Annotated in this window: 11 protein-coding genes; 3 read left to right on the top strand and 8 right to left on the bottom strand. The window is 71.6% G+C overall.

Going from position 1 to position 18642, the window contains the following annotated elements; genetic code table 11:
• Nucleotides 1-8: 8 nt before the first annotated feature.
• From ACTWP8_RS12045 to ACTWP8_RS12035, 3 genes are all read right to left on the bottom strand, one after another.
• On the bottom strand, nucleotides 9-290 hold the full coding sequence (locus ACTWP8_RS12045) for a hypothetical protein (RefSeq protein WP_443314782.1): 282 nt from the start codon (nucleotides 288-290) through the stop codon (nucleotides 9-11).
• Nucleotides 291-598: 308 nt separating this feature from the next.
• Nucleotides 599-2014 carry an amidase gene (locus ACTWP8_RS12040; protein WP_443322129.1) on the bottom strand — a complete coding sequence of 472 codons (1416 nt, stop codon included), beginning with the start codon at nucleotides 2012-2014 and terminating at the stop codon, nucleotides 599-601.
• Between the two features lie 208 nt (nucleotides 2015-2222).
• On the bottom strand, nucleotides 2223-2759 hold the full coding sequence (locus ACTWP8_RS12035; protein WP_443314784.1) for an HNH endonuclease: 537 nt from the start codon (nucleotides 2757-2759) through the stop codon (nucleotides 2223-2225).
• Between the two features lie 222 nt (nucleotides 2760-2981).
• Here ACTWP8_RS12035 and ACTWP8_RS12030 point away from each other — a divergent pair, with 222 nt between their 5' ends.
• Entirely contained in the window at nucleotides 2982-4073 is a 1092-nt protein-coding gene (locus ACTWP8_RS12030) for a mechanosensitive ion channel family protein (protein WP_443322128.1), read from the top strand.
• Nucleotides 4074-4270: 197 nt separating this feature from the next.
• On the opposite strand, the gene pepN (ACTWP8_RS12025) is transcribed toward ACTWP8_RS12030, so the two are convergent.
• From pepN (ACTWP8_RS12025) to ACTWP8_RS12015, 3 genes are all read right to left on the bottom strand, one after another.
• Nucleotides 4271-6874 (bottom strand): aminopeptidase N, encoded by a 2604-nt coding sequence (pepN, locus tag ACTWP8_RS12025; protein WP_443322127.1) that lies wholly within the window; start codon nucleotides 6872-6874, stop codon nucleotides 4271-4273.
• 153 nt (nucleotides 6875-7027) lie between these two features.
• A complete protein-coding gene (locus ACTWP8_RS12020; RefSeq protein ID WP_443322126.1) occupies nucleotides 7028-8056 on the bottom strand; it encodes an aspartate-semialdehyde dehydrogenase in 1029 nt (342 codons plus the stop codon).
• Between the two features lie 236 nt (nucleotides 8057-8292).
• Nucleotides 8293-11604, bottom strand: coding sequence for a S8 family serine peptidase (locus ACTWP8_RS12015; RefSeq protein ID WP_443322125.1), 3312 nt, complete (start codon nucleotides 11602-11604; stop codon nucleotides 8293-8295).
• A gap of 494 nt (nucleotides 11605-12098) precedes the next feature.
• Between ACTWP8_RS12015 and ACTWP8_RS12010 the strand changes: the two genes are divergently transcribed.
• Nucleotides 12099-13850 (top strand): TIGR03767 family metallophosphoesterase, encoded by a 1752-nt coding sequence (locus ACTWP8_RS12010; RefSeq protein ID WP_443322124.1) that lies wholly within the window; start codon nucleotides 12099-12101, stop codon nucleotides 13848-13850.
• Between the two features lie 99 nt (nucleotides 13851-13949).
• On the opposite strand, the gene ACTWP8_RS12005 is transcribed toward ACTWP8_RS12010, so the two are convergent.
• Both ACTWP8_RS12005 and pepN (ACTWP8_RS12000) read right to left on the bottom strand, forming a co-directional pair.
• Nucleotides 13950-14945, bottom strand: a complete 996-nt coding sequence (locus ACTWP8_RS12005; RefSeq protein WP_443322123.1) for a hypothetical protein — start codon at nucleotides 14943-14945, stop codon at nucleotides 13950-13952.
• Between the two features lie 159 nt (nucleotides 14946-15104).
• Nucleotides 15105-17741 (bottom strand): aminopeptidase N, encoded by a 2637-nt coding sequence (gene pepN / locus ACTWP8_RS12000; RefSeq protein WP_443322122.1) that lies wholly within the window; start codon nucleotides 17739-17741, stop codon nucleotides 15105-15107.
• Nucleotides 17742-17908: 167 nt separating this feature from the next.
• Here pepN (ACTWP8_RS12000) and ACTWP8_RS11995 point away from each other — a divergent pair, with 167 nt between their 5' ends.
• A complete protein-coding gene (locus ACTWP8_RS11995) occupies nucleotides 17909-18547 on the top strand; it encodes a mycothiol-dependent nitroreductase Rv2466c family protein (RefSeq protein ID WP_443322121.1) in 639 nt (212 codons plus the stop codon).
• Nucleotides 18548-18642 lie beyond the last annotated feature (95 nt).

Below are 18642 nucleotides of genomic sequence, written 5' to 3'. Positions count from 1 at the left end.
TCCCCCAGCTATCGCTGGGAGGTGCCCCCAGCACCCATGCCGGTGGCGGTCGGTTCGCTGGTCAGCGGAAGTTCTGCGGCGAGCGGCGGCTCGCTCGTGAGGGGAGCGGTGTCGGCGAGCGGCGGCTCGCTGGTGAGCGGGGGCTCGGCCCACTCGCTGGAGCTGGCGCCCTCGAGGCCGGAGTCGGGGTCGGACAGGCCGTCCAGGTCGAGCGGGTTGACGGGCTCGGGATCCAGGGGGTCGGCGGGTTTGGACTGAGCGGACAGAAGCAGTTGGGCTGGCGCGGCCACGCGGGCCTCCGTGAGTAGACGGGAGTGGGTCACAGCAGCTCTACCCACCGGGCGCGGCCGCAGACGTAAACACCACAGGAACGTGGGACAGGTCACATATGGTTCCCGTGCGTGATTTCACGGCCGCGTGCGGTGTCGAGCGCAGGGATTGCGGCGGAACGAGAGTCTACGGCGTCGAATTTCCGGAACGTACGGACCCCGACGTACGGACCCGGACGTACGACCCGCGTCGGGCCCAACGCACGGACACCGGGCACGCGCGCGTGCCCGGACGCGACGTACGGGTGCCGGGCCCCGGGGCGCCGCCGTCACCAGATCTTCGGGCGCCTGCCCGCCCATGGGGCCGCCGCCTCCAGCTGGGCCGCGAGCGCCAGCAGCGGACCCTCCGCGCCGTGCGGCGCGCCCAGCATCATCCCGACGGGCAGCCCCTGGCCGGTCCAGCCGAGCGGAAGGGAGACGGCGGGCAGCCCGGCGATGTTCCAGGGACCGGTGAAGGGCGTGAAGGCGATCTGTGCGGCGAAGTCGGCGGCCGGGTCGGCGTCGTCGCGCAGGGCGCCGACGGGCTGCGGGAGCCGGGCGAGGGTGGGGGTGAGCACGGCGTCGTACGGGGCCACGGCGGCGGCCAGCCGACGCCCCACGCGCTGCATGGCGGCCAGCGAACGCGCGTACTCCAGGCCGGTCGCGGCCCGGCCCTGCTCGCGCAGCCAGCGGGTGAGCGGCATCAGCTCCGCCTCCCGCTCCGGCGGCACGGGCGCGAGCCCCGCCAGCACCGCCCACACGGGCGTGAAGGCGTCCCGGTCGCCGGGCCGCAGCGGCTGGTCCGCGTCGATGACGTCGTGGCCGAGCTCGGCGATCAGCGCGGACGTCTTCTCGTACGCGGCGAGCACCTCGGGCTCCACGGTGACGTCCGGCACGTCGGGCCGCGCCCAGCGGGCGATGCGCAGACGCCCGGGAGTCCGCTCGCACCACGCGAGAAACGGCGTCTCGGTCGCGGCCAGCGGAACCGGGTCGCCGGGCACGGGCCCGGCCATCACATCGAGCAGCGCGGCCGCGTCCCGGACCGTACGGGCCAGGGGCCCGGCGGTGGCGAGCCCGCTGACGTCGCCCTCCGGAGCCGGGCTGATCCTGCCCCTGCTGGGCTTGAGGCCGACGATGCCGCAGCAGCTGGCGGGGATCCGGATGGACCCGCCGCCGTCGCTGCCGGGCGCGGCGGGCGCGAGACCGGCGGCCACGGCGGCGGCCGCCCCGCCGCTCGACCCGCCGGCGCCGAGGGCGGGCTCGTACGGGCTGCGGGCGGGCGGCCCGACGCGGCTCTCGGTGTAGGCGGGCAGCCCGAACTCGGGGGTGTTGGTCTTGCCCAGCAGCACGGTCCCGGCGCGCTCCAGCAGGCCGACGAGGTGGGTGGCGGCCTCGGGCGGGGCGACCCGGTCGGCGAAGACGGCCGACCCGGCGGTGCAGCGGATCCCGGGCACGGGGTCGAGGTCCTTCACCGGCAGCGGCACCCCCAGCAGCGGCGGCAGCTCCCCGCCGGCGGCGAGCCGCCGCTCCGCGCGGCGGGCGTCGTCGAGCGCCCGCTCGGGGGTGACGGTGAGATAGGCGCCGACGGCGCCGTCGAGACGCTCGATCCGCCGCAGATAGTGCTCGGCGAGCTCGACGGGCGACACGTCCCCGCGGCGAACGGCAGCGGCCTGCTCGAGCATGCTCAGCTCATGCACGTCATCCACGCCCTCACTGTACGGCGTACGGTCCATCACCCGGCCGTTTCCGGCGGCTCTACGGGCAGGGGTCGGCTTTGCTGCACGAACGGCTCACCGCATGCCCTGATTTGCCCGATTTCGTGCGGTCCGATGGTGCAGGAAGGACCGGGGCCGCGGCACGAGGAACCGCCCGACGGCGTCCGCGGCCGTCAGGCGGCATGACGATGGCCCGGCTTCAGGCAGATATGCCGTCGATCCGGGCCATCGCGTCGTCCGCGCCGTACGGCTGCAGGTATGGCAGCCAGCGCGGATCCCTATGGCCTGTGCCGATGATCCGCCAGGCGAGACCCGACGGCGGTGCGGGCTGGTGCCGCAGCCGCCAGCCGAGCTCGGCGACGTGCCGGTCGGCTTTGACGTGATTGCAGCGGCGGCAGGCGGCCACCACGTTCTCCCACGAGTGCGGCCCGCCGCGACTGCGCGGAATGACGTGATCGACGCTGGTTGCGACGCCACCGCAGTACGCGCACCGGCCGCCGTCACGGGCGAACAGGGCGCGGCGGGTGAGCGGGACAGGGCCCCGAAAGGGGACCCGCACGAAGCGCTTCAGACGGACGACGCTGGGTGCGGGGACGACGCGGGTGGCGCTCCGCATGAGCGCGCCGGAATCCTCGAGGCTGATCGCCTTGTCGTTGAGCACGAGGATGAGCGCGCGGCGAAGCGGTACGACGCCGAGTGGCTCGTACGACGCGTTGAGGACCAGGACATGCGGCACGGGTGCCTCCTTGTACGCCGGCGGCGCGTGGCTCGCGCCGGGACGATCTGGTCTCAGTCTCTCCTCATGCCTGGTCGCGGCGCCACCACGTCCGGGTAACGCATCAGGAGTGTTTTCGACCACACCTTGGTTTTTCCCCAGCTCGAAACCGGCCCTCTCTCGAACAGAGCAGCGGACCATGCAGGATGCCCCGTTAGTGTGGTTGGTCGTCCCATACGGAAGGTGTTCACTGTGTCCTGGTTCCTCGCCGACGGCACGTCGCCCGACGCCGCGCCCTCGCTCCAGGAGGCGCAGGAGAACGCGTCCCAGGCCGCCGGCTGGGTGGAGCAGAACTGGTCCGCCTGGCTCGGCGCAGGCCTGCGCATCCTGCTGATCCTCGTCATCGCGATGGTGCTGCGATCGCTCGTCCGCCGGGCGATCACCAGGTTCATCGCGCGGATGAACCGCACCGCACAGGCCGTGGACGGCACCGCGCTCGGCGGTCTGCTGGTGAACGTCGAGCGGCGCCGCCAGCGCTCCGAGGCGATCGGATCCGTGCTCCGCAGCGTCGCGTCGTTTGTGATCCTCGGCACAGCCGCGCTGACCATCCTGTCGGTCCTGAACATCAACCTGGCGCCGCTGCTCGCCAGCGCGGGCGTCGCAGGCGTCGCGCTCGGCTTCGGCGCCCGCAACCTCGTGACCGACTTCCTCTCCGGCGTCTTCATGATCCTCGAGGACCAGTACGGGGTCGGCGACACCGTCGACGCCGGGGTCGCATCCGGCGAGGTCATCGAGGTCGGGCTGCGGGTCACCAAGCTGCGCGGCGACGAGGGCGAGATCTGGTACGTCCGCAACGGCGAGGTCAAGCGGATCGGCAACAAGAGCCAGGGCTGGGCCACCGCCGCCGTGGACGTGCAGGTCCGCTACGACGAGGACCTGGAGAAGGCCCGCAGGACCATCCTCGAGGCGGGCGAGACGCTCGCCAAGGACGAGCCGTGGAACGAGCGGCTGTGGGGCCCGGTCGAGGTCCTCGGGCTGGACTCGGTGACGCTGGAGTCGATGGTGATCCGTACGCAGGCCAAGACCATGCCCGGCAAGGCGCTGGGCGTGGAGCGGGAGCTGCGCTGGCGGATCAAGAAGGCCTTCGACGAGGCGGGGATCCGGATCGTCGGCGGAATACCGCTGGAGGCGGGCGCGGAGCCGGGTCTCGACCCGGCTGCGGGTGTGGCCGCCCCGTCGGCCCTTGCCAGCCCCGATTCGCCGAAGTCGCAGAGCGCGTCGCCGATCCCGCCGCCCGCGTCCGGCGCGGCCGCCGGCGCGAGCATCTCGAAGTAGCGGCACACCGGGCGGCTCCCGGGCCGCACCTGGTCGTGCAGAAGCGGCCGCGGTCCGCCGTATCGCAGTCCAAATACGGCGCGGTACGCGTCGCATGGGCCTTCTGATCGCCGCCACGGCCGCCGCGCAGGGCCTGCCGCCACGCAGGGTGCCCCGGGCCGTCGTACGGTCCGGGGCACCACCAACTCGTGGGGTTGTTACGGCTGGTCGGCGGCTGCGGCGTCCGCGGCCTGGGCCTTCAGAGCGCGTTCGACGCCCGCGCGGGACTCCGTCACCAGCCGGCGCAGCGCCGCGCTCGGCTCCGCCGAGGCCAGCCACGCGTCCGTCGCGTCCACCGTCTCCTGCGAGACCTGGACCGCCGGGTAGAGCCCGACCGCGATCTGCTGCGCCATCTCGTGGCTGCGCGACTCCCAGACGCCCTTCACCGCCTCGAAGTACTTCGCGGTGTACGGGGCGAGAAGCTCGCGCTGGTCGGTCTGGACGAAGCCCGCGATGACCGCCTCCTGCACGGCGTTCGGCAGCTTGTCGGACTCCACCACCGACGCCCACGCCTCGGCCTTCGCCTCCGCCGTCGGCCTCGCGGCCCGCGCCGTCGCCGCGTGCCGCTCGCCCGCCGAGGTCCTGTCCCGCTCCAGCTCCGCGGCGATCCCCTTCTCGTCCACCCTGCCCATCGCCGCCAGCCGCTGCAGCAGCGCCCAGCGCAGCTCCGTGTCGACGGCCAGGCCGCTGATCGTCTCCGTGTCGTCCAGCAGGCCCTGCAGCAGGGCGAGTTGCTCGTCCGTACGGGCCGTGGCCGCGAACGCCCGCGCCCACGCCAGCTGGTGGTCGCTGCCCGGCTGCGCCGCCCGCAGCCGCTCCAGCGCCGCCTCGCTCCACTTGGCGAGGCCGGTGGGCCGCCAGCCCGGGTCGGCGTAGAGGTCCAGGGCCAGCTTGACCTGGCGGTGCAGCGACTGGACGACGCCGATGTCCGACTCCTTCGCGATTCCGGACAGCACGAGGTCCAGGTAGTCGCGCGTGGCCAGCTCGCCGTCGCGCGTCATGTCCCAGGCCGAGGCCCAGCACAGCGCGCGCGGCAGCGAGGCCTCGAAGGCGCCGAGGTGCTGGGTGACGGTCGCGAGCGACTCGGCGTCGAGCCGCACCTTGGCGTACGACAGGTCGTCGTCGTTGAGCAGAATCACCGCCGGGCGGGGCGTGCCCTGCGGATACGGGACCTCCGTGAGCTCGCCGTCCACGTCCAGCTCGATCCGGCTCGTACGGACCAGCTTGCCGTCCTTGAGGTCGTAGTTGCCGATCGCGATCCGGTGCGGGCGGAGCGTGCCATGCGGCGGAGCCGCATCATCGAACGCCGCACCCTTCGCGCCGGCCGGCAGCGCCGGGGCCTCCTGCCGTACGGCGAAGGAGGTGACCGCACCCGAGGCGTCCGTCTCGATCTCCGGCCGCAGCACGTTGATGCCCGCCGTCTCCAGCCACTTCCTCGACCACGTCTTCAGGTCGCGGCCACTGGTCTCCTCCAGCGCGCCCAGCAGATCCGTCAGCCGGGTGTTCCCGTAGGCGTGGCGCTTGAAGTACGTCTGCACGCCGGTGAAGAACTCGTCCATGCCGACATACGCGACGAGCTGCTTCAGCACCGAGGCGCCCTTGGCGTACGTGATCCCGTCGAAGTTGACCAGGACGTCGTCCAGGTCGCGGATCTCGGCCATGATCGGGTGGGTCGAGGGCAGCTGGTCCTGCCGGTAGGCCCACGTCTTCATGGAGTTGGCGAAGCTGGTCCAGGCGTGCGGCCACTTGCTGCCGGGTGCGTGCGCCTGGCAGGCGACCGAGGTGTACGTGGCGAACGACTCGTTCAGCCACAGGTCGTTCCACCACTCCATGGTCACCAGGTCGCCGAACCACATGTGGGCCAGCTCGTGGAGGATCGTCTCGGCGCGCATCTCGTACGCCGCGTCCGTCACCTTCGAACGGAAGACGTACTGGTCGCGGATGGTGACCGCACCCGCGTTCTCCATCGCGCCCGCGTTGAACTCCGGCACGAACAGCTGGTCGTACTTCGCGAACGGGTAGGGGTAGTCGAACTTCTCCTCGAACCAGTCGAAGCCCTGCCGCGTCACCTCGAAGATCGCGTCCGAGTCGAGGTGCTCGGCGAGCGAGGGCCGGCAGTAGATCCCGAGCGGCACCGACCGGCCGTCCTTCTCCCAGCTGCTGTGCACGCTGTGGTACGGGCCGACGATCAGCGCGGTGACGTAGCCGGAGATCCGCGGCGTCGGCTCGAAGCGCCAGATGTTGCCGACGGGCTCGGGCGTCGGCGAGTTCGAGATCACCGTCCAGCCCTCGGGGGCCTTCACGGTGAATTGGAAGGTCGCCTTCAGGTCCGGCTGCTCGAAGGACGCGAAGACCCGGCGGGCGTCCGGCACCTCGAACTGGGTGTAGAGGTACGCCTGCTGGTCGACCGGGTCGACGAACCGGTGCAGCCCTTCACCGGTGTTGGTGTACGCGCAGTCGGCGACGACCTTCAGCTCGTTGGGGCCCGCCTCCAGGGACGGCAGGGCGATCCGGCTGTCCGCGAAGACCTCGGCGGGGTCGAGCGCGGCGTCGTTCAGCACGACCTCGTGGACGGTCGGCGCCACCAGGTCGATGAAGGTCGCCGCGCCCGCCTCGGCGGAGTCGAAGTGCACCGTGGTCACGGAGCGGAACGTGCCGCCCTCCTGGGCGCCGGAGAGGTCGAGCTCGATCTCGTAGGAGTCGACGGTGAGCAGGCGCGCCCGCTGCTGCGCCTCTTCGCGGGTCAGATTCGTGCCAGGCACGCGGCGTCATCTCCTTCGTCGTTACGTTTCAGCCATCCTTCCACGTCGTGGCGCTTCCGCCCGGGGTCTGCGAGCGGGCCTCGGCGGGCGGGCCGCACGACGAATGAGGGGCGGGCGCTCGTGGCGCCCGCCCCTCTTTGCGTCCGGTCGGCGTCAGCCCCTGAGCTCGGCCGCCACCAGCTCCGCGATCTGGACCGCGTTGAGCGCCGCGCCCTTGCGCAGGTTGTCGTTGGAGACGAAGAGCGCGAGACCGTTCTCGACCGTCTCGTCGGTGCGGATGCGGCCCACGTACGAGGGGTCCTTGCCCGCCGCCTGGAGCGGGGTCGGGATCTCGGAGAGCTCCACGCCCGGGGCGTCCTTCAGCAGCTCGTAGGCGCGCCGCACGCTGAGCGGACGCTCGAAACGGGCATTGACCTGCAGCGAGTGGCCTGAGAAGACCGGGACCCTGACGCAGGTGCCGGAGACCTTGAGCCCAGGGATCTCGAGGATCTTGCGGGACTCGTTGCGGAGCTTCTGCTCCTCGTCGGTCTCGAAGAGGCCGTCGTCGACGATCGAGCCCGCCAGCGGCACCACATTGAAGGCGATCGGGCGCTGGTAGACCCCCGGCTCCGGGAAGTCCACGGCCCGGCCGTCGTGGGTGAGCTTGTCCGCGTCGGCGATCACCTTGGACGCCTGGCCGTGCAGCTCGGCGACGCCGGCCAGGCCCGAGCCGGATACGGCCTGGTAGGTGGCGACGACCAGCGCTGCGAGACCCGCCTCCGCGTGGAGCGGCTTGAGCACGGGCATCGCGGCCATCGTCGTGCAGTTCGGGTTGGCGATGATCCCCTTGGGCCGGTTCCCGATCGCGTGAGGGTTGACCTCGGAGACCACCAGCGGCACCTCGGGGTCGCGGCGCCAGGCCGAGGAGTTGTCGATGACGACGGGGCCCTGCGCGGCGACCTTCTCCGCCAGCGCGCGGGAGGTCGCGCCGCCGGCCGAGAACAGCACGATGTCCAGGCCGGAGTAGTCGGCCGTCGAGGCGTCCTCGACGCTGATCTCCTGGCCCTGCCATGCCAGCGTCGAGCCCGCCGAGCGCGCGGACGCGAACAGCCGCAGCTCATCCACCGGGAACCCGCGCTCGGCGAGCACGGCCCGCATCACGCTGCCGACCTGCCCCGTGGCTCCGACGATTCCGACCCTCATACGACTCCCTCTCCGTTCCGGCGTGCCGGAACGGCACGACACATGCCCCACATCATGAGCCGGGACCCGGCCGTTCTGTCCACTCGATTGTCTGGTTTGTCCGGACTGCGGGACGGGCAGATGGGGCGGCCGACGGGACGGGCCGATCGAGCGGGCCCCGGACAGACGGCCGGACAGACGGACGGGGCGGGCGCCGTTTCCGGGCGCCCGCCCCGCCGTCACAGGGCCCTTCCGGGTTACGGAGTGACCTTCTCGATCCGGACGCTGCCGGTGCCTGCGGCCGTGCCACGGGCGTTCAGCAGCTGGACCTCGCCGAAGAACTGCCGTCCCTCGGGGGCCGCGCCGCCCACCACGACCTCGGCTGTGACCTGCGTCGATGCGCCATTGGCGAGCTTGACGGCCTGCGACTCGTCGACGTTGACCTGGCCGAGCGAGGACGCGTAGTACACGTCCCGGTAGTCGTACTCGGTGCTCCCCGCCGGGACCGCGTAGCCGATGACCTCGAAGGTGTACGTACCGGCGGCCGGCTTGTCGAGGCTGACCGCCTCCTCCGAGTCGCCGTCCGCCGCCGAGCCGACGAGCTCGCCGTCCCGGTAGACGTTGAGGTCCAGGTCGGCGGCGGTGTCCGAGACGTTGCCGATGGCGACGTCAAGCCGCTCCACGCCCTCACCGAGGGTGAGCTCCGTGGTCTGGGTCTCGCCGTCCTTGATCGACGGGCGCGCGACCTTGGCCGAGCCGAGCGAGCCGCCCTTCAGCTTGCCGTCGATGGCGGCGAAGCCGTTGGTCACCTTCCACTCGACCGGGGCGGGCGCGCCGACCTCGGCCTCGGGGACGGTGTTCACGGCCGGGTCGAAGGTGGCCCCGAGCGCGGTGACGTCCAGCGTGTACGGGTTGTCGAGCAGCGGCGAGGTGCGGCGCGCCTCGACCTCGATCTCCCAGACGCCCGGCTGCGGGTCCGCGTACGAGCGCAGGTCCGGGCGGCAGGTGTTGGCCGGATTCGGGTAGTTGTTGTAGCAGTTGGGCGTGGAGGTCGGGTCGACCGGAACGCCGTACGGGTGGATCGCGATGAAGCGGGTCTGGCTGCCCGTCTTCAGCCCGCCGATAGCGACCTCGAGGGTCTTCGCGCCCTCCGGCACGGTCACGAAGTAGGACCTGGTGCTGTTGCGCTGCACCGAGCCGGACGCCGAGAAGGCGTACGCGGGCTTCGCGAGCTCCCTGGAGACGACCACCGTGGTGAGGATCTGCCGGTCGGTGCCCTCGGTGCGCTCGTCGTCCAGCTCCAGGATCGCGCTGTGCAGTCCGGCCGAGCCGGGCCTGGCCTCGACCTTGACGGTGACCGGCTTGTTCAGCGGCAGGCCGATCTCGTCATAGCCGGCCAGCCGGAACGTGCCGTCGTTGTTCGCCAGGGACAGCTCGTGGCGCACGGGGCGGTCGGGGCCTGTGGTACGGGTGATGGTGATGTCGTAGGTCTTCTTCTTGCCCGCCTTGAGGCCGCCCTCGCGGTCGTAGAGGCCGGTGCCGAAGCCCGGCTCCTTGAGCGCGAAGTCGATCGAGGTGTCGACGGGGGCCTTGACCTTGTACTCGTGGGCGGAGGCGCCGTCCTTGACCGACTCCCAGGCGTCGACGATGTCGATCAGGCCGGAGCCCTCCTCGTACGCCTTGGCGCCGCTGATGTGGTCGGCCGTGCTGGTCAGCGCGGTGCGCAGGGTCGCCGGGGTCAGGTCGATGTGCTTCTGCTTCGCGGCGGAGAGCAGCAGCGCGGAGGCGCCGGCGGCCTGCGGGGAGGCCATCGAGGTGCCCTGGAGCATGCCGTAGCCGGCCGGGAGCGCGTAGCCCGCCTCGGCGACCGGGGCGCCCGGCAGCCAGGTCTGGATGGTGTTGATGGAGGCGCCGGGGGCGGAGATGGTCGGGGTGAAGCCGCCGTCCTCGCGCGGGCCGCGCGAGGAGAAGGGGAACAGGGCGTACCGCTTCTCCACCTGGGAGCCGTAGTTGGCGGCCCAGGTCTCCTTGGAGACGGTCGCGCCGACGGAGATCACCTTGTCGGCGAGGCCGGGGTCGCCGATGGTGTTGGCGCCGGGGCCGCTGTTGCCGGCCGAGATGACCAGCTGCACGCCGTAGTCGTCGATGAGGCGGGTGTAGAGCTCGGCGCGGGCGTTGTTGCCGTCGTTGAGCGCCGGGAGGCCGCCGATCGACATGTTGACGATGTCGACGCCGCGCTTGGTGACGAGGTCGATCATGCCCTCGGTGAGGGCGACGTTGGTGCAGCCGCCGGTCCAGGTGCACGCGCGCGAGGAGACCAGCTTGGCGCCGGGCGCCGCACCGTTCATCTTGCCGCCGAAGAGGCTGTTGGCGGCGGTGATGCCCGCGACGTGGGTGCCGTGCTCGGACTCGATGATGCCGATGCTGACGAAGTCGGCCTTCTTGCCGACCCAGTCGCCGCCGTAGGGGTCGGTGGGGACGTCCTTGCGGATCTCCACGACGAAGGGCACCCGCTCGACCACGTCGGTCGCCGGGTCGTCCTTGCCGAAGTAGCCAGTCTGGTAGCCGTCCTTGTACGGCTTCATGGCCTCGTCGTCGGTGAAGTCGCCGTCGTCGTCGAGGTCGACGCGGACGGTGCCGGCGGCCGGGTCGTACAGCACGCCCCACAGGTCGGTGGTGTCGCCGTCCCGGTTGAGGTCGCCCTTGGCGTCGCCGCCGGTGCTCGCCGCCTCGCGGAAGACGTTGACCTGGTAGGAGCCCGCGGGCGCGGTCCAGGTGCGGCCGTTGAAGGTGAACGTCGGCCCGGTGACCGGGTTGGTCATCCGCCGCCAGGTCGCGTCCCCGTCCACGATCGGGTCGGTCGCCGTCACCCAGTCGGTGATCTTGCGCTCGCCGGTGGTCGTCTTCCGCAGCGCCGGGTGTCCCAGGTCGACGCCCGAGTCGAGGATGCCGATGGTGATGCCGCGGCCGTCCGCCTTCGGGTACTGCTTGACGAAGTCGACGGCGCCGGTCTCGAAGGACGGCTGGTAGGGGTTCCTGGCCGGGGTGTTCTTGCCGGGCGCCGGGTACGTGCCCTCCGCCGCGGTCCCGGCGCCCTTGGCCCGGTCGGCCTTCGGCGTCGGGTCGTCGAGCTCGATCTCGTGCCTGAGGTCGATGGCGTGGACGCTGGAGAGCTTCTTCGCGTCGGCGATCGCCGCATCGGCTCTGCTCGTCGGGACGGTGGCCCGTACGTAGCCGAGCTTGTCGTACGTGCGGCCGACGGAGGCGCCCTTGACCGCATCCAGCTGGTCCGCGACCTGCTCGGTCGCGCCGGGAGCGGTGGCGATCATCAGGGTGACGTTCTTGTCGCCGTCGGCCTTGGCCTCGGCGAGGAGGTCGGCGTCGGCCGAACCGAGCTTGTCGTCGGCCGACTTGACCGCAGCCGGGGCGGGGTCACCGTCCGAGGCGAGTGCGGGAGCGGCGGCGGGCCCGGTGGCGGCGAGGGCGGCCACCAGGCCCGCGGCTATCGCGATCCGTACCGTGCGTCTCGGCCCGGGTGCGGGGGACTCGGGTAGCGAAGATGAAGGCATGGTCATCCCTGCTTCTCAAAAGGAAAAGGGGGTCCGGATTTCGGAGCCGGATGACCGAACTTTTATGTAAGCGGCGGGGGTTTGGGGAGCGTTGTCCGAGACGCGTGGTGGCCATGGCACATTTCCGCCACACGCCACCGAGCGCAAAGGCGCACATTTCATGTTGTGGGCAGCCGTTCCGCAGGGCGATGGGGGTGCCTCCATGCCGTTCAGGCCATGGGGGAGGGTGGGCACAACACGACCACCGGCCCGCAGTCGGCCACGATGCGGCAAGCCCGGACGGCAGGGCCCGCTACCCCGTCAGATGAACATGCGGTGATCGCCAACTCGCCGGAACGCAAGTGCAGGGTGACCGCTTTCGCGGCACATGATCCATGTGCCGCGATCGGCGTCGGTCGTTTCTGCATCGTTAAAGCTCAGGCCACCCCCGGTGCCAACCATCCCGAGAGAGCGGGAAACCCGCTCGCGCCCAACCGCACTCGGGGAGTTCGCGCATGTCCCGGACCAAGTCCGTCGCCTCCGCCCTCGACCGCCGTGCCCTGCTCGCCGCAGCGAGCGCCGTCGGCGTCTCAGCCGGGCTCGGGCTCGCCTTCGGGCCGGGCGGTGGATCGGCCGAGGCGACGTCGCCCGCGACCGGGCGCCTCGCCGGACAGAGGGCCGTACGGGACGCGCCCGGCGCCCCGGCCACCGAGCCCGCCGCCGCGCCGTCGACCGCCGGCACCACCCTCCGCACCGTCTCGGCCCCGCGCGGCTCCGGTGGCTACCAGCGACTCACCGACGGGCCCGCCTGGCCCCGTGTCGTACGCCCCGAGATCGTCTCCGCCAAGTCCGGCCGCGAGGACCGCCGCACCACGCTCGCCTCCTTTGTGCAGTTCACCGATCTCCACGTGGTCGATGTCCAGCACCCGCTGCGCTACGAGTACATGCGCGCCCAGACCGCCAGCGCCTGGCGGCCGCAGGAGGCCCTGTCCGTCGCCGGTGCCATTTCGCTCGTCGAGCGGGTCAACGCCCTGCGCGGCGGCCCCGCCACCGGCGCACCGCTCTCCTTCGTCATGACCACGGGCGACAACACCGACAACAACTCCCGCACCGAGCTCGACTGGTTCCTCACCGCCATGAGCGGCGGGCGCGTCACGCCCAACTCCGGTGACCCGCACCGCTACGAAGGCGTGCAGGACAGCGGCCTGAAGCTGTACTGGCAGCCGGAGGCGGCGCTCCGTGACGCGGACAAGCAGCTCGGCTTCCCGCGTATCGACGGCTTCCTCGACGCGGCGATCCGGCAGGTCAACAGCCCTGGTCTGCGCATGCCCTGGTACTCCACGGTCGGCAACCACGACAGCCTGCCCGGCGGCTGCTACGCGCCCGGCGACAGCTTCTTCGCCGACTTCGCGGTCGGCGGCCGCAAGCTGGAGACCCTGCCGGAGGCCGAGGGAGCGGCCCTGTGGAAGGCCGTGAAGAAGGGGCTCGACCCCAAGGGTGAGAACTTCAAGGAGCTGCTGCGCACATACGCGCGGAAGATGCGCAGCGTGACGCCCGACGAGGGCCGCGCCCCCTTCACCCCGCGCGAGTACCTCCAGGCGCACCTCGACCCCAAGTACGCCGGCGCGGGCCCCGTCGGCCACGGCTACACCGCCGCCGACCTGGCCGCGAACCGGCTGCACTACTCCTTCCGGATCTCCGACGACGTCATCGGCATCAGCCTTGACACGACCGACCCCGGAGGCCACTACGAGGGCTCGCTCGGCACCGCGCAGCTGCGCTGGCTGGAGCGCACGCTGGAGAAGCACAAGGACCGCTACGCCCTGATCTTCAGCCACCACACGAGCAAGACGATGCGGAACCTGCGGCCCGACCCGGCGCGGCCGAACGAGCAGCGGCACGGCGGCGACGAGGTGGTCGCGGTGCTGAAGCGGCATCGCAACGCGGTGGCCTGGATCAACGGCCACAGCCACAAGAACAAGATCACTCCGCACGGCACCTTCTGGGAGATCTCCACCGCCTCGCACATCGACTTCCCCCAACTCGCCCGGATCATCGAGCTGGTGGACAACGGCGACGGCACGCTGTCCCTCTTCACCACGCTCATCGAGTCGGCCGCCCCCTATCGCACGGACTTCGCCGACCTGTCCCAGACCGGCCTCGCCGCCCTCTACCGGGAACTGTCCTTCAACGCCCCGGGCACGCGGTCCGCGCTGGCGGGCGACCCGGTGGACCGGAACACGGAGCTGCTGCTCAAGCGGCCGTAGCGCCGCTCCACCGCAGCACCGCAGCACCGCAGCACCGCAGCACCGCAGCACCGCAGCACCGCAGCGCTGTAACGCCGTAGCGAAGGTGCGCGGGCCTCCTCACCGAGGGATGACGGCCACGTAGGCCGCGGGCTCCCGGTCCCCGGCCGCCATCAGGGCCGTGCGGACCACGGCGGCCTGCTGCTCGATCGCCTCGCGCAGCTTCTTCGGGGTGGTGTGCACCACCGTGATGCCGAGCCCTTCCAGGTGCTCACGCTTGCGCGCGCCCTCCGCCCAGGCGGTGTTCTCGTCCTGCCGGGGGGTGCGCGCGTCGAGCTCCAGGGCCACCGAGTATTCGGGCCAGTACGCGTCCACGCCCCCGAGGAGCGGGCCGCCCGGCAGCCGCAGGTCGACGTTCCACACCGGCTCGGGCAGGCCGTACGAGCGCACCATCTCGTAGAGACGGCCCTCGGCGAGCGCCCTGCTCTCCGCGAGGAGCGTGTCCACGGCATCGACGACATGCGGCCGGGAGAGCAGCCGGGCGCGGTTCAACTCCCGTACGACAGCGCCGGGTTCGCAGTGACCGCCGCGTACGGCCTCGGTGAGCAGGCGGCGTACGGCAGCGGGGTCGGAGAGCTGGGCGACGGCGTCGGCGAGGGCGCGCGGCACGGGGGCCACAGGCACACCGGTGATCTCCAGCGGCGCGGGGAGCTGTGCGGTGCGCAGGATGTGCGCCAGGCCCGAAGAGCGGACCCGGCGGTTCCGCGGAACCAGGACGTCGATGCGGTCCAGGGAGCGCAGCGGTGGAGCGGAGGCGAAGCCCTGCAGGGTGAGCGCCGCGAGACCGGTGATCATCGCCTCGCCGCTGTCGGCCTCTGCGTGCCTTCCCGCGTACAGCAGGGCTGCGTGCAGCCGCTCCTCGCTCGTGGGTGGCCCCGGGTGCAGCAGATAGACGCCTGGGAGCAGGCGCTGCCAGCAGCCGCCGGGGCGGGTGCGCTCGGCGGCGTCGGCCGTGGAGATGCCGTGGTCGCGCAACTGACGAAGCGTCAAAACTCGCCGCTGGGCGTCGGAAAGGTGGCGCAAGGGGCGGGGGGAGAGCGGGAGGTTGGAGTTCATGACCCGCCGATTCCCGCCGCCCGACCGCCCCCTAACCGCTGTTACACGCCCGTCGACAAACGCAGACATCGCCGCCCTAAAGTACGGGAGTTCGAGTGCCGACAGGCGTTCCACCGAACGGGGGTTCCCGCCGCTCACCTGGGGCTTCGCCCCCAGATGTCACAACGCCCCGGCGCCTGGGGCGGCTTGGGTATCGCAGCGCTGCGCGCGCAGGGCGCGCGCGAGGTCGTCGTGCGCCTCCAGCACGAGCCTGCGCAGGGCGGGCGGCGCGTCCGTGTGCTCGTCGAGCCACGCCTGGGACATCTCCAGGGTCCTGCGGTCGTCCTGGAGCGCCGGGTAGAGGCCGCGAACGATCGCCATGGCGATCTCGATCGACCGCTCCCGCCAGACCCGTTCGATCGCGGCGAAGTATTTCGGCGCGTACGGCGCGAGCAGTCCGCGCTGGCCGGGCTGGCCGAAGCCCGCGATCGTCGCCTCCACGAGCGCGTTCGACAAATGGTCGGACTCCACCACATCGGCCCAGGCCTGCGCCTTCACCTCCGCGGACGACCGGGCCGCCAGGCAGCGCACCTGGTGCCGCTTCCCCGACGCCGTGTCGTCACGGGCCAGTTCGGTCCCGATCACCGACGCATCGGCCACCCCGTGCGAGGCCAGCGGCTCCAGGAACGTCCAGCGCAGCTCCTGGTCCACGTCCAGACCGTCGATCTTGCCGGTGCCCGCGAGCAGCCCCTCGAGCAGCCGCAGATCCGCCTCCGATGAGGCGACCTGCGCGAAGAAGCGCGCCCACGCCAGCTGGTGGCCGCTGCCCGGCTCGGCGAGCCGCAGCTCGCGCAGGGCACCCTCGGCGAGCGCCCTGCCGCCCTCCGCCCGCCACTCCGGCGCCGCGTAGTGCACCAGCGCCGACTTGGCCCAGGTGTGCAGCGTCTGGAGCACGCCGATGTCGCTCTCCCGGCCGGCGAAGCGCAGCACCAGGTTCACGTAATCCCGCGCGGGCATCAGCCCGTCCCTGGTGAGGTTCCACAGCGCGGACCAGCACAGGGCGCGGGCGAGCGGGTCGCCGAGGTCGCCCAGGCGCTCCCGCAGCGTGTCGAGCGAGGCCTCGTCGAAGCGGATCTTGCAGTACGTGAGGTCCTCGTCGTTGATCAGGACCAGCTCGGGGCGCTCGGCCCCGGCCAGCTCGGCGACGACGGTGCGCGGCCCGGCGACATCCACCTCGGCCCTGGCGTACCGCACCAGCCGGCCCGAGATCTCCTCGCGCCGGTAGAGCCCGACCGCGACCCGGTGCGGGCGCAGGGTCGGGTGGGACGGGGACGCCTCCTGGAGGACGGCGAGCTCGGTGACGCGGCCCTGGGCGTCGTATGTCGCATGCGGCGTCAGCGAGTTGACGCCCGCGGTCTGCAGCCAGGCCCGCGACCACGCGGCCATGTCGCGGCCCGAGGTCTCCTCGAGCACGTCCAGCAGGTGCTCGAGCCGGGTGTTCCCGTACGCGTGCCGCCGGAAGTAGCGCCGGGCGCCCTCGAGGAAGGCTTCCCGCCCGGCGTAGGCGACGAGCTGCTTGAGCACGGACGCGCCCTTGGCGTACGTGATCCCGTCGAAGTTGAGCTTGGCGTCCTCCAGGTCCCGGATGTCGGCCGTGACCGGGTGGGTGGAGGGCAACTGGTCGGCGCGGTAGGCCCACGCCTTGCGGCGGTTGGCGAAGGTGATCCAGCCGTCGGTGAAGCGGGTGGCCTCGACCAGCGAGAAGGAGCCCATGAAGTCGGCGAAGGACTCCTTCAGCCACAGGTCGTCCCACCACTCCATGGTGACCAGGTCGCCGAACCACATGTGCGCCATCTCGTGCAGGATGACGCTCGCCCGGTGCTCGTACGAGGCCTGGGTGACCTTGCCCCGGAAGACGAACTCCTCCCGGAAGGTCACGCAGCCCGGGTTCTCCATTGCCCCGATGTTGTACTCCGGCACGAACGCCTGGTCGTACTTCCCGAACGGGTACGGGTAGTCGAAGTGGTCGTGGAAGAAGTCCAGGCCCTGCTTGGTGACGGTGAAGATGTCGTCCGCGTCGAAGTGCTTGGCGAGTGACCTGCGGCAGAGCGCACCGAGCGGGATCTCGAGAACCCTCCCGTCGGGCAGCGTCCGGCTGTAGTGCTCGCGCTCGAAGTGATAGGGGCCCGCGACGACCGCCGTGATGTACGTCGCGATGGGCTGGGTCGTCACGAATCGCCAGGTCGAGGCCCCCGTACCGGCCGGCTCCGGGTTGCCTTCCGCCGCGCCGTTGCTCAGCACCGTCCAGTCGGCGGGGGCGGTCACGGTGAAGGTGAAGGGGGCCTTGAGGTCCGGCTGTTCGAAGTTGGCGAAGACGCGCCGGGCGTCGGCCGGTTCGTACTGCGTGTAGAGGTAGACCTCGCCGTCCTCCGGGTCGGCGAACCGGTGCAGCCCCTCGCCCGTCCTGCTGTACGCGCACTCGGCGTCCACCGTCAGTACGTTCTCCGCCAGCAGGCCGTCGAGCGCGATCCGCGCCCCGTCGAAGACCCCGGCCGGGTCCAGCTCCCGCCCGTTGAGGACCACCGAGGTCACGGACGGCGCGACCAGATCGGCGAAGGTGGCGGCGCCGGGCTCGGCGCAGCGGAAGCGGATCGTCGTGGCCGACCGGAAGGTGCGCGGCTCGTCACCGTCCCCTGCGCCCGCGGCGGGGCCCGCCCCGACGGCCGAGCGCACGTCCAGCGCCACCTCGTACCCGTCCACGGACAGCAGCCGGGCCCGCTCGCGGGCCTCGTCACGGGTCAGGTTCTCACCGGGCACGGCGGCTCCTCTCCCTCGTCATCGTCGTCTCCGTCTCACACTCTGAACGTTCGCCATGGTGTCACGCTGCGCTGACAGCCAGCACACGACATGTGCGGGAATGGCGGCGGCACCGCGCGGTGTTCTCCGGGAGTCCCCAAGCGGTAGTGACCCCTGAGGAGCTTTACGTGACCGCCTCCGAGAAAACCCCGGTCGACTTCTGGTTCGATCCGCTCTGCCCCTGGGCCTGGATGACCTCGCGCTGGATGCTCGAAGTGGAGAAGCTGCGCCCGGTGGAGGTGCGCTGGCATGTGATGAGCCTGGCGGTGCTCAACGAGAACAAGCTCGACGAGCTGCCCGAGGAGTACCGCGAGATGCTGGCCACCAAGGCCTGGGGACCGGTCCGGGTCGCCATCGCCGCCGAGCAGAAATTCGGCCAAGCGGTGCTCGGCCCGCTCTACGAGGCGCTCGGCACCCGCTTCCACAACCGCGGCGAGGGCGCCACGCCGGAGGCGATCGCCGGAGCTCTGGCGGACGCCGGGCTCCCGGCGGAGCTGGCCGATTACGCGGGCTCGGACGCGTACGACACCGAGCTGCGCGACTCCCACCGCGAGGGCATCGAACTGGTCGGCCAGGACGTCGGCACCCCGGTCATCTCCGTACCCGGCGCCGACGGCGGGCGGGTCGCCTTCTTCGGCCCGGTCGTCACCCCGGCCCCCAAGGGTGAGGCGGCGGCCAAGCTCTGGGACGGCACCCTGATGGTGGCGTCCACCCCCGGCTTCTACGAGATCAAGAGGACGCGGACGGTCGGCCCGATCTTCGACTGAACCACACCGCGGGCCGACATGCAGGAGGGCCCCCGCCCGTCACGTCCGCGCGGGGGCCCTTCCTTCTTTGTAACTGGGCGCGGGCCCCGACCCGT

This window comes from Streptomyces sp. 7N604 (assembly GCF_052245475.1).
In the GTDB taxonomy this organism is placed as follows: domain Bacteria; phylum Actinomycetota; class Actinomycetes; order Streptomycetales; family Streptomycetaceae; genus Streptomyces.
This window is presented reverse-complemented; position numbering and strand designations above follow the sequence as displayed.

Excerpts from the sequence above, each read along its gene's own strand:
- ACTWP8_RS12020 (WP_443322126.1), bottom strand. The coding sequence starts at position 8,056 with ATGAGGGTCGGAATCGTCGGAGCCACGGGGCAGGTCGGCAGCGTGATG.
- ACTWP8_RS12015 (WP_443322125.1), bottom strand. The coding sequence starts at position 11,604 with ATGCCTTCATCTTCGCTACCCGAGTCCCCCGCACCCGGGCCGAGACGC.
- ACTWP8_RS12010 (WP_443322124.1), top strand. The coding sequence starts at position 12,099 with ATGTCCCGGACCAAGTCCGTCGCCTCCGCCCTCGACCGCCGTGCCCTG.
- ACTWP8_RS12005 (WP_443322123.1), bottom strand. The coding sequence starts at position 14,945 with ATGAACTCCAACCTCCCGCTCTCCCCCCGCCCCTTGCGCCACCTTTCC.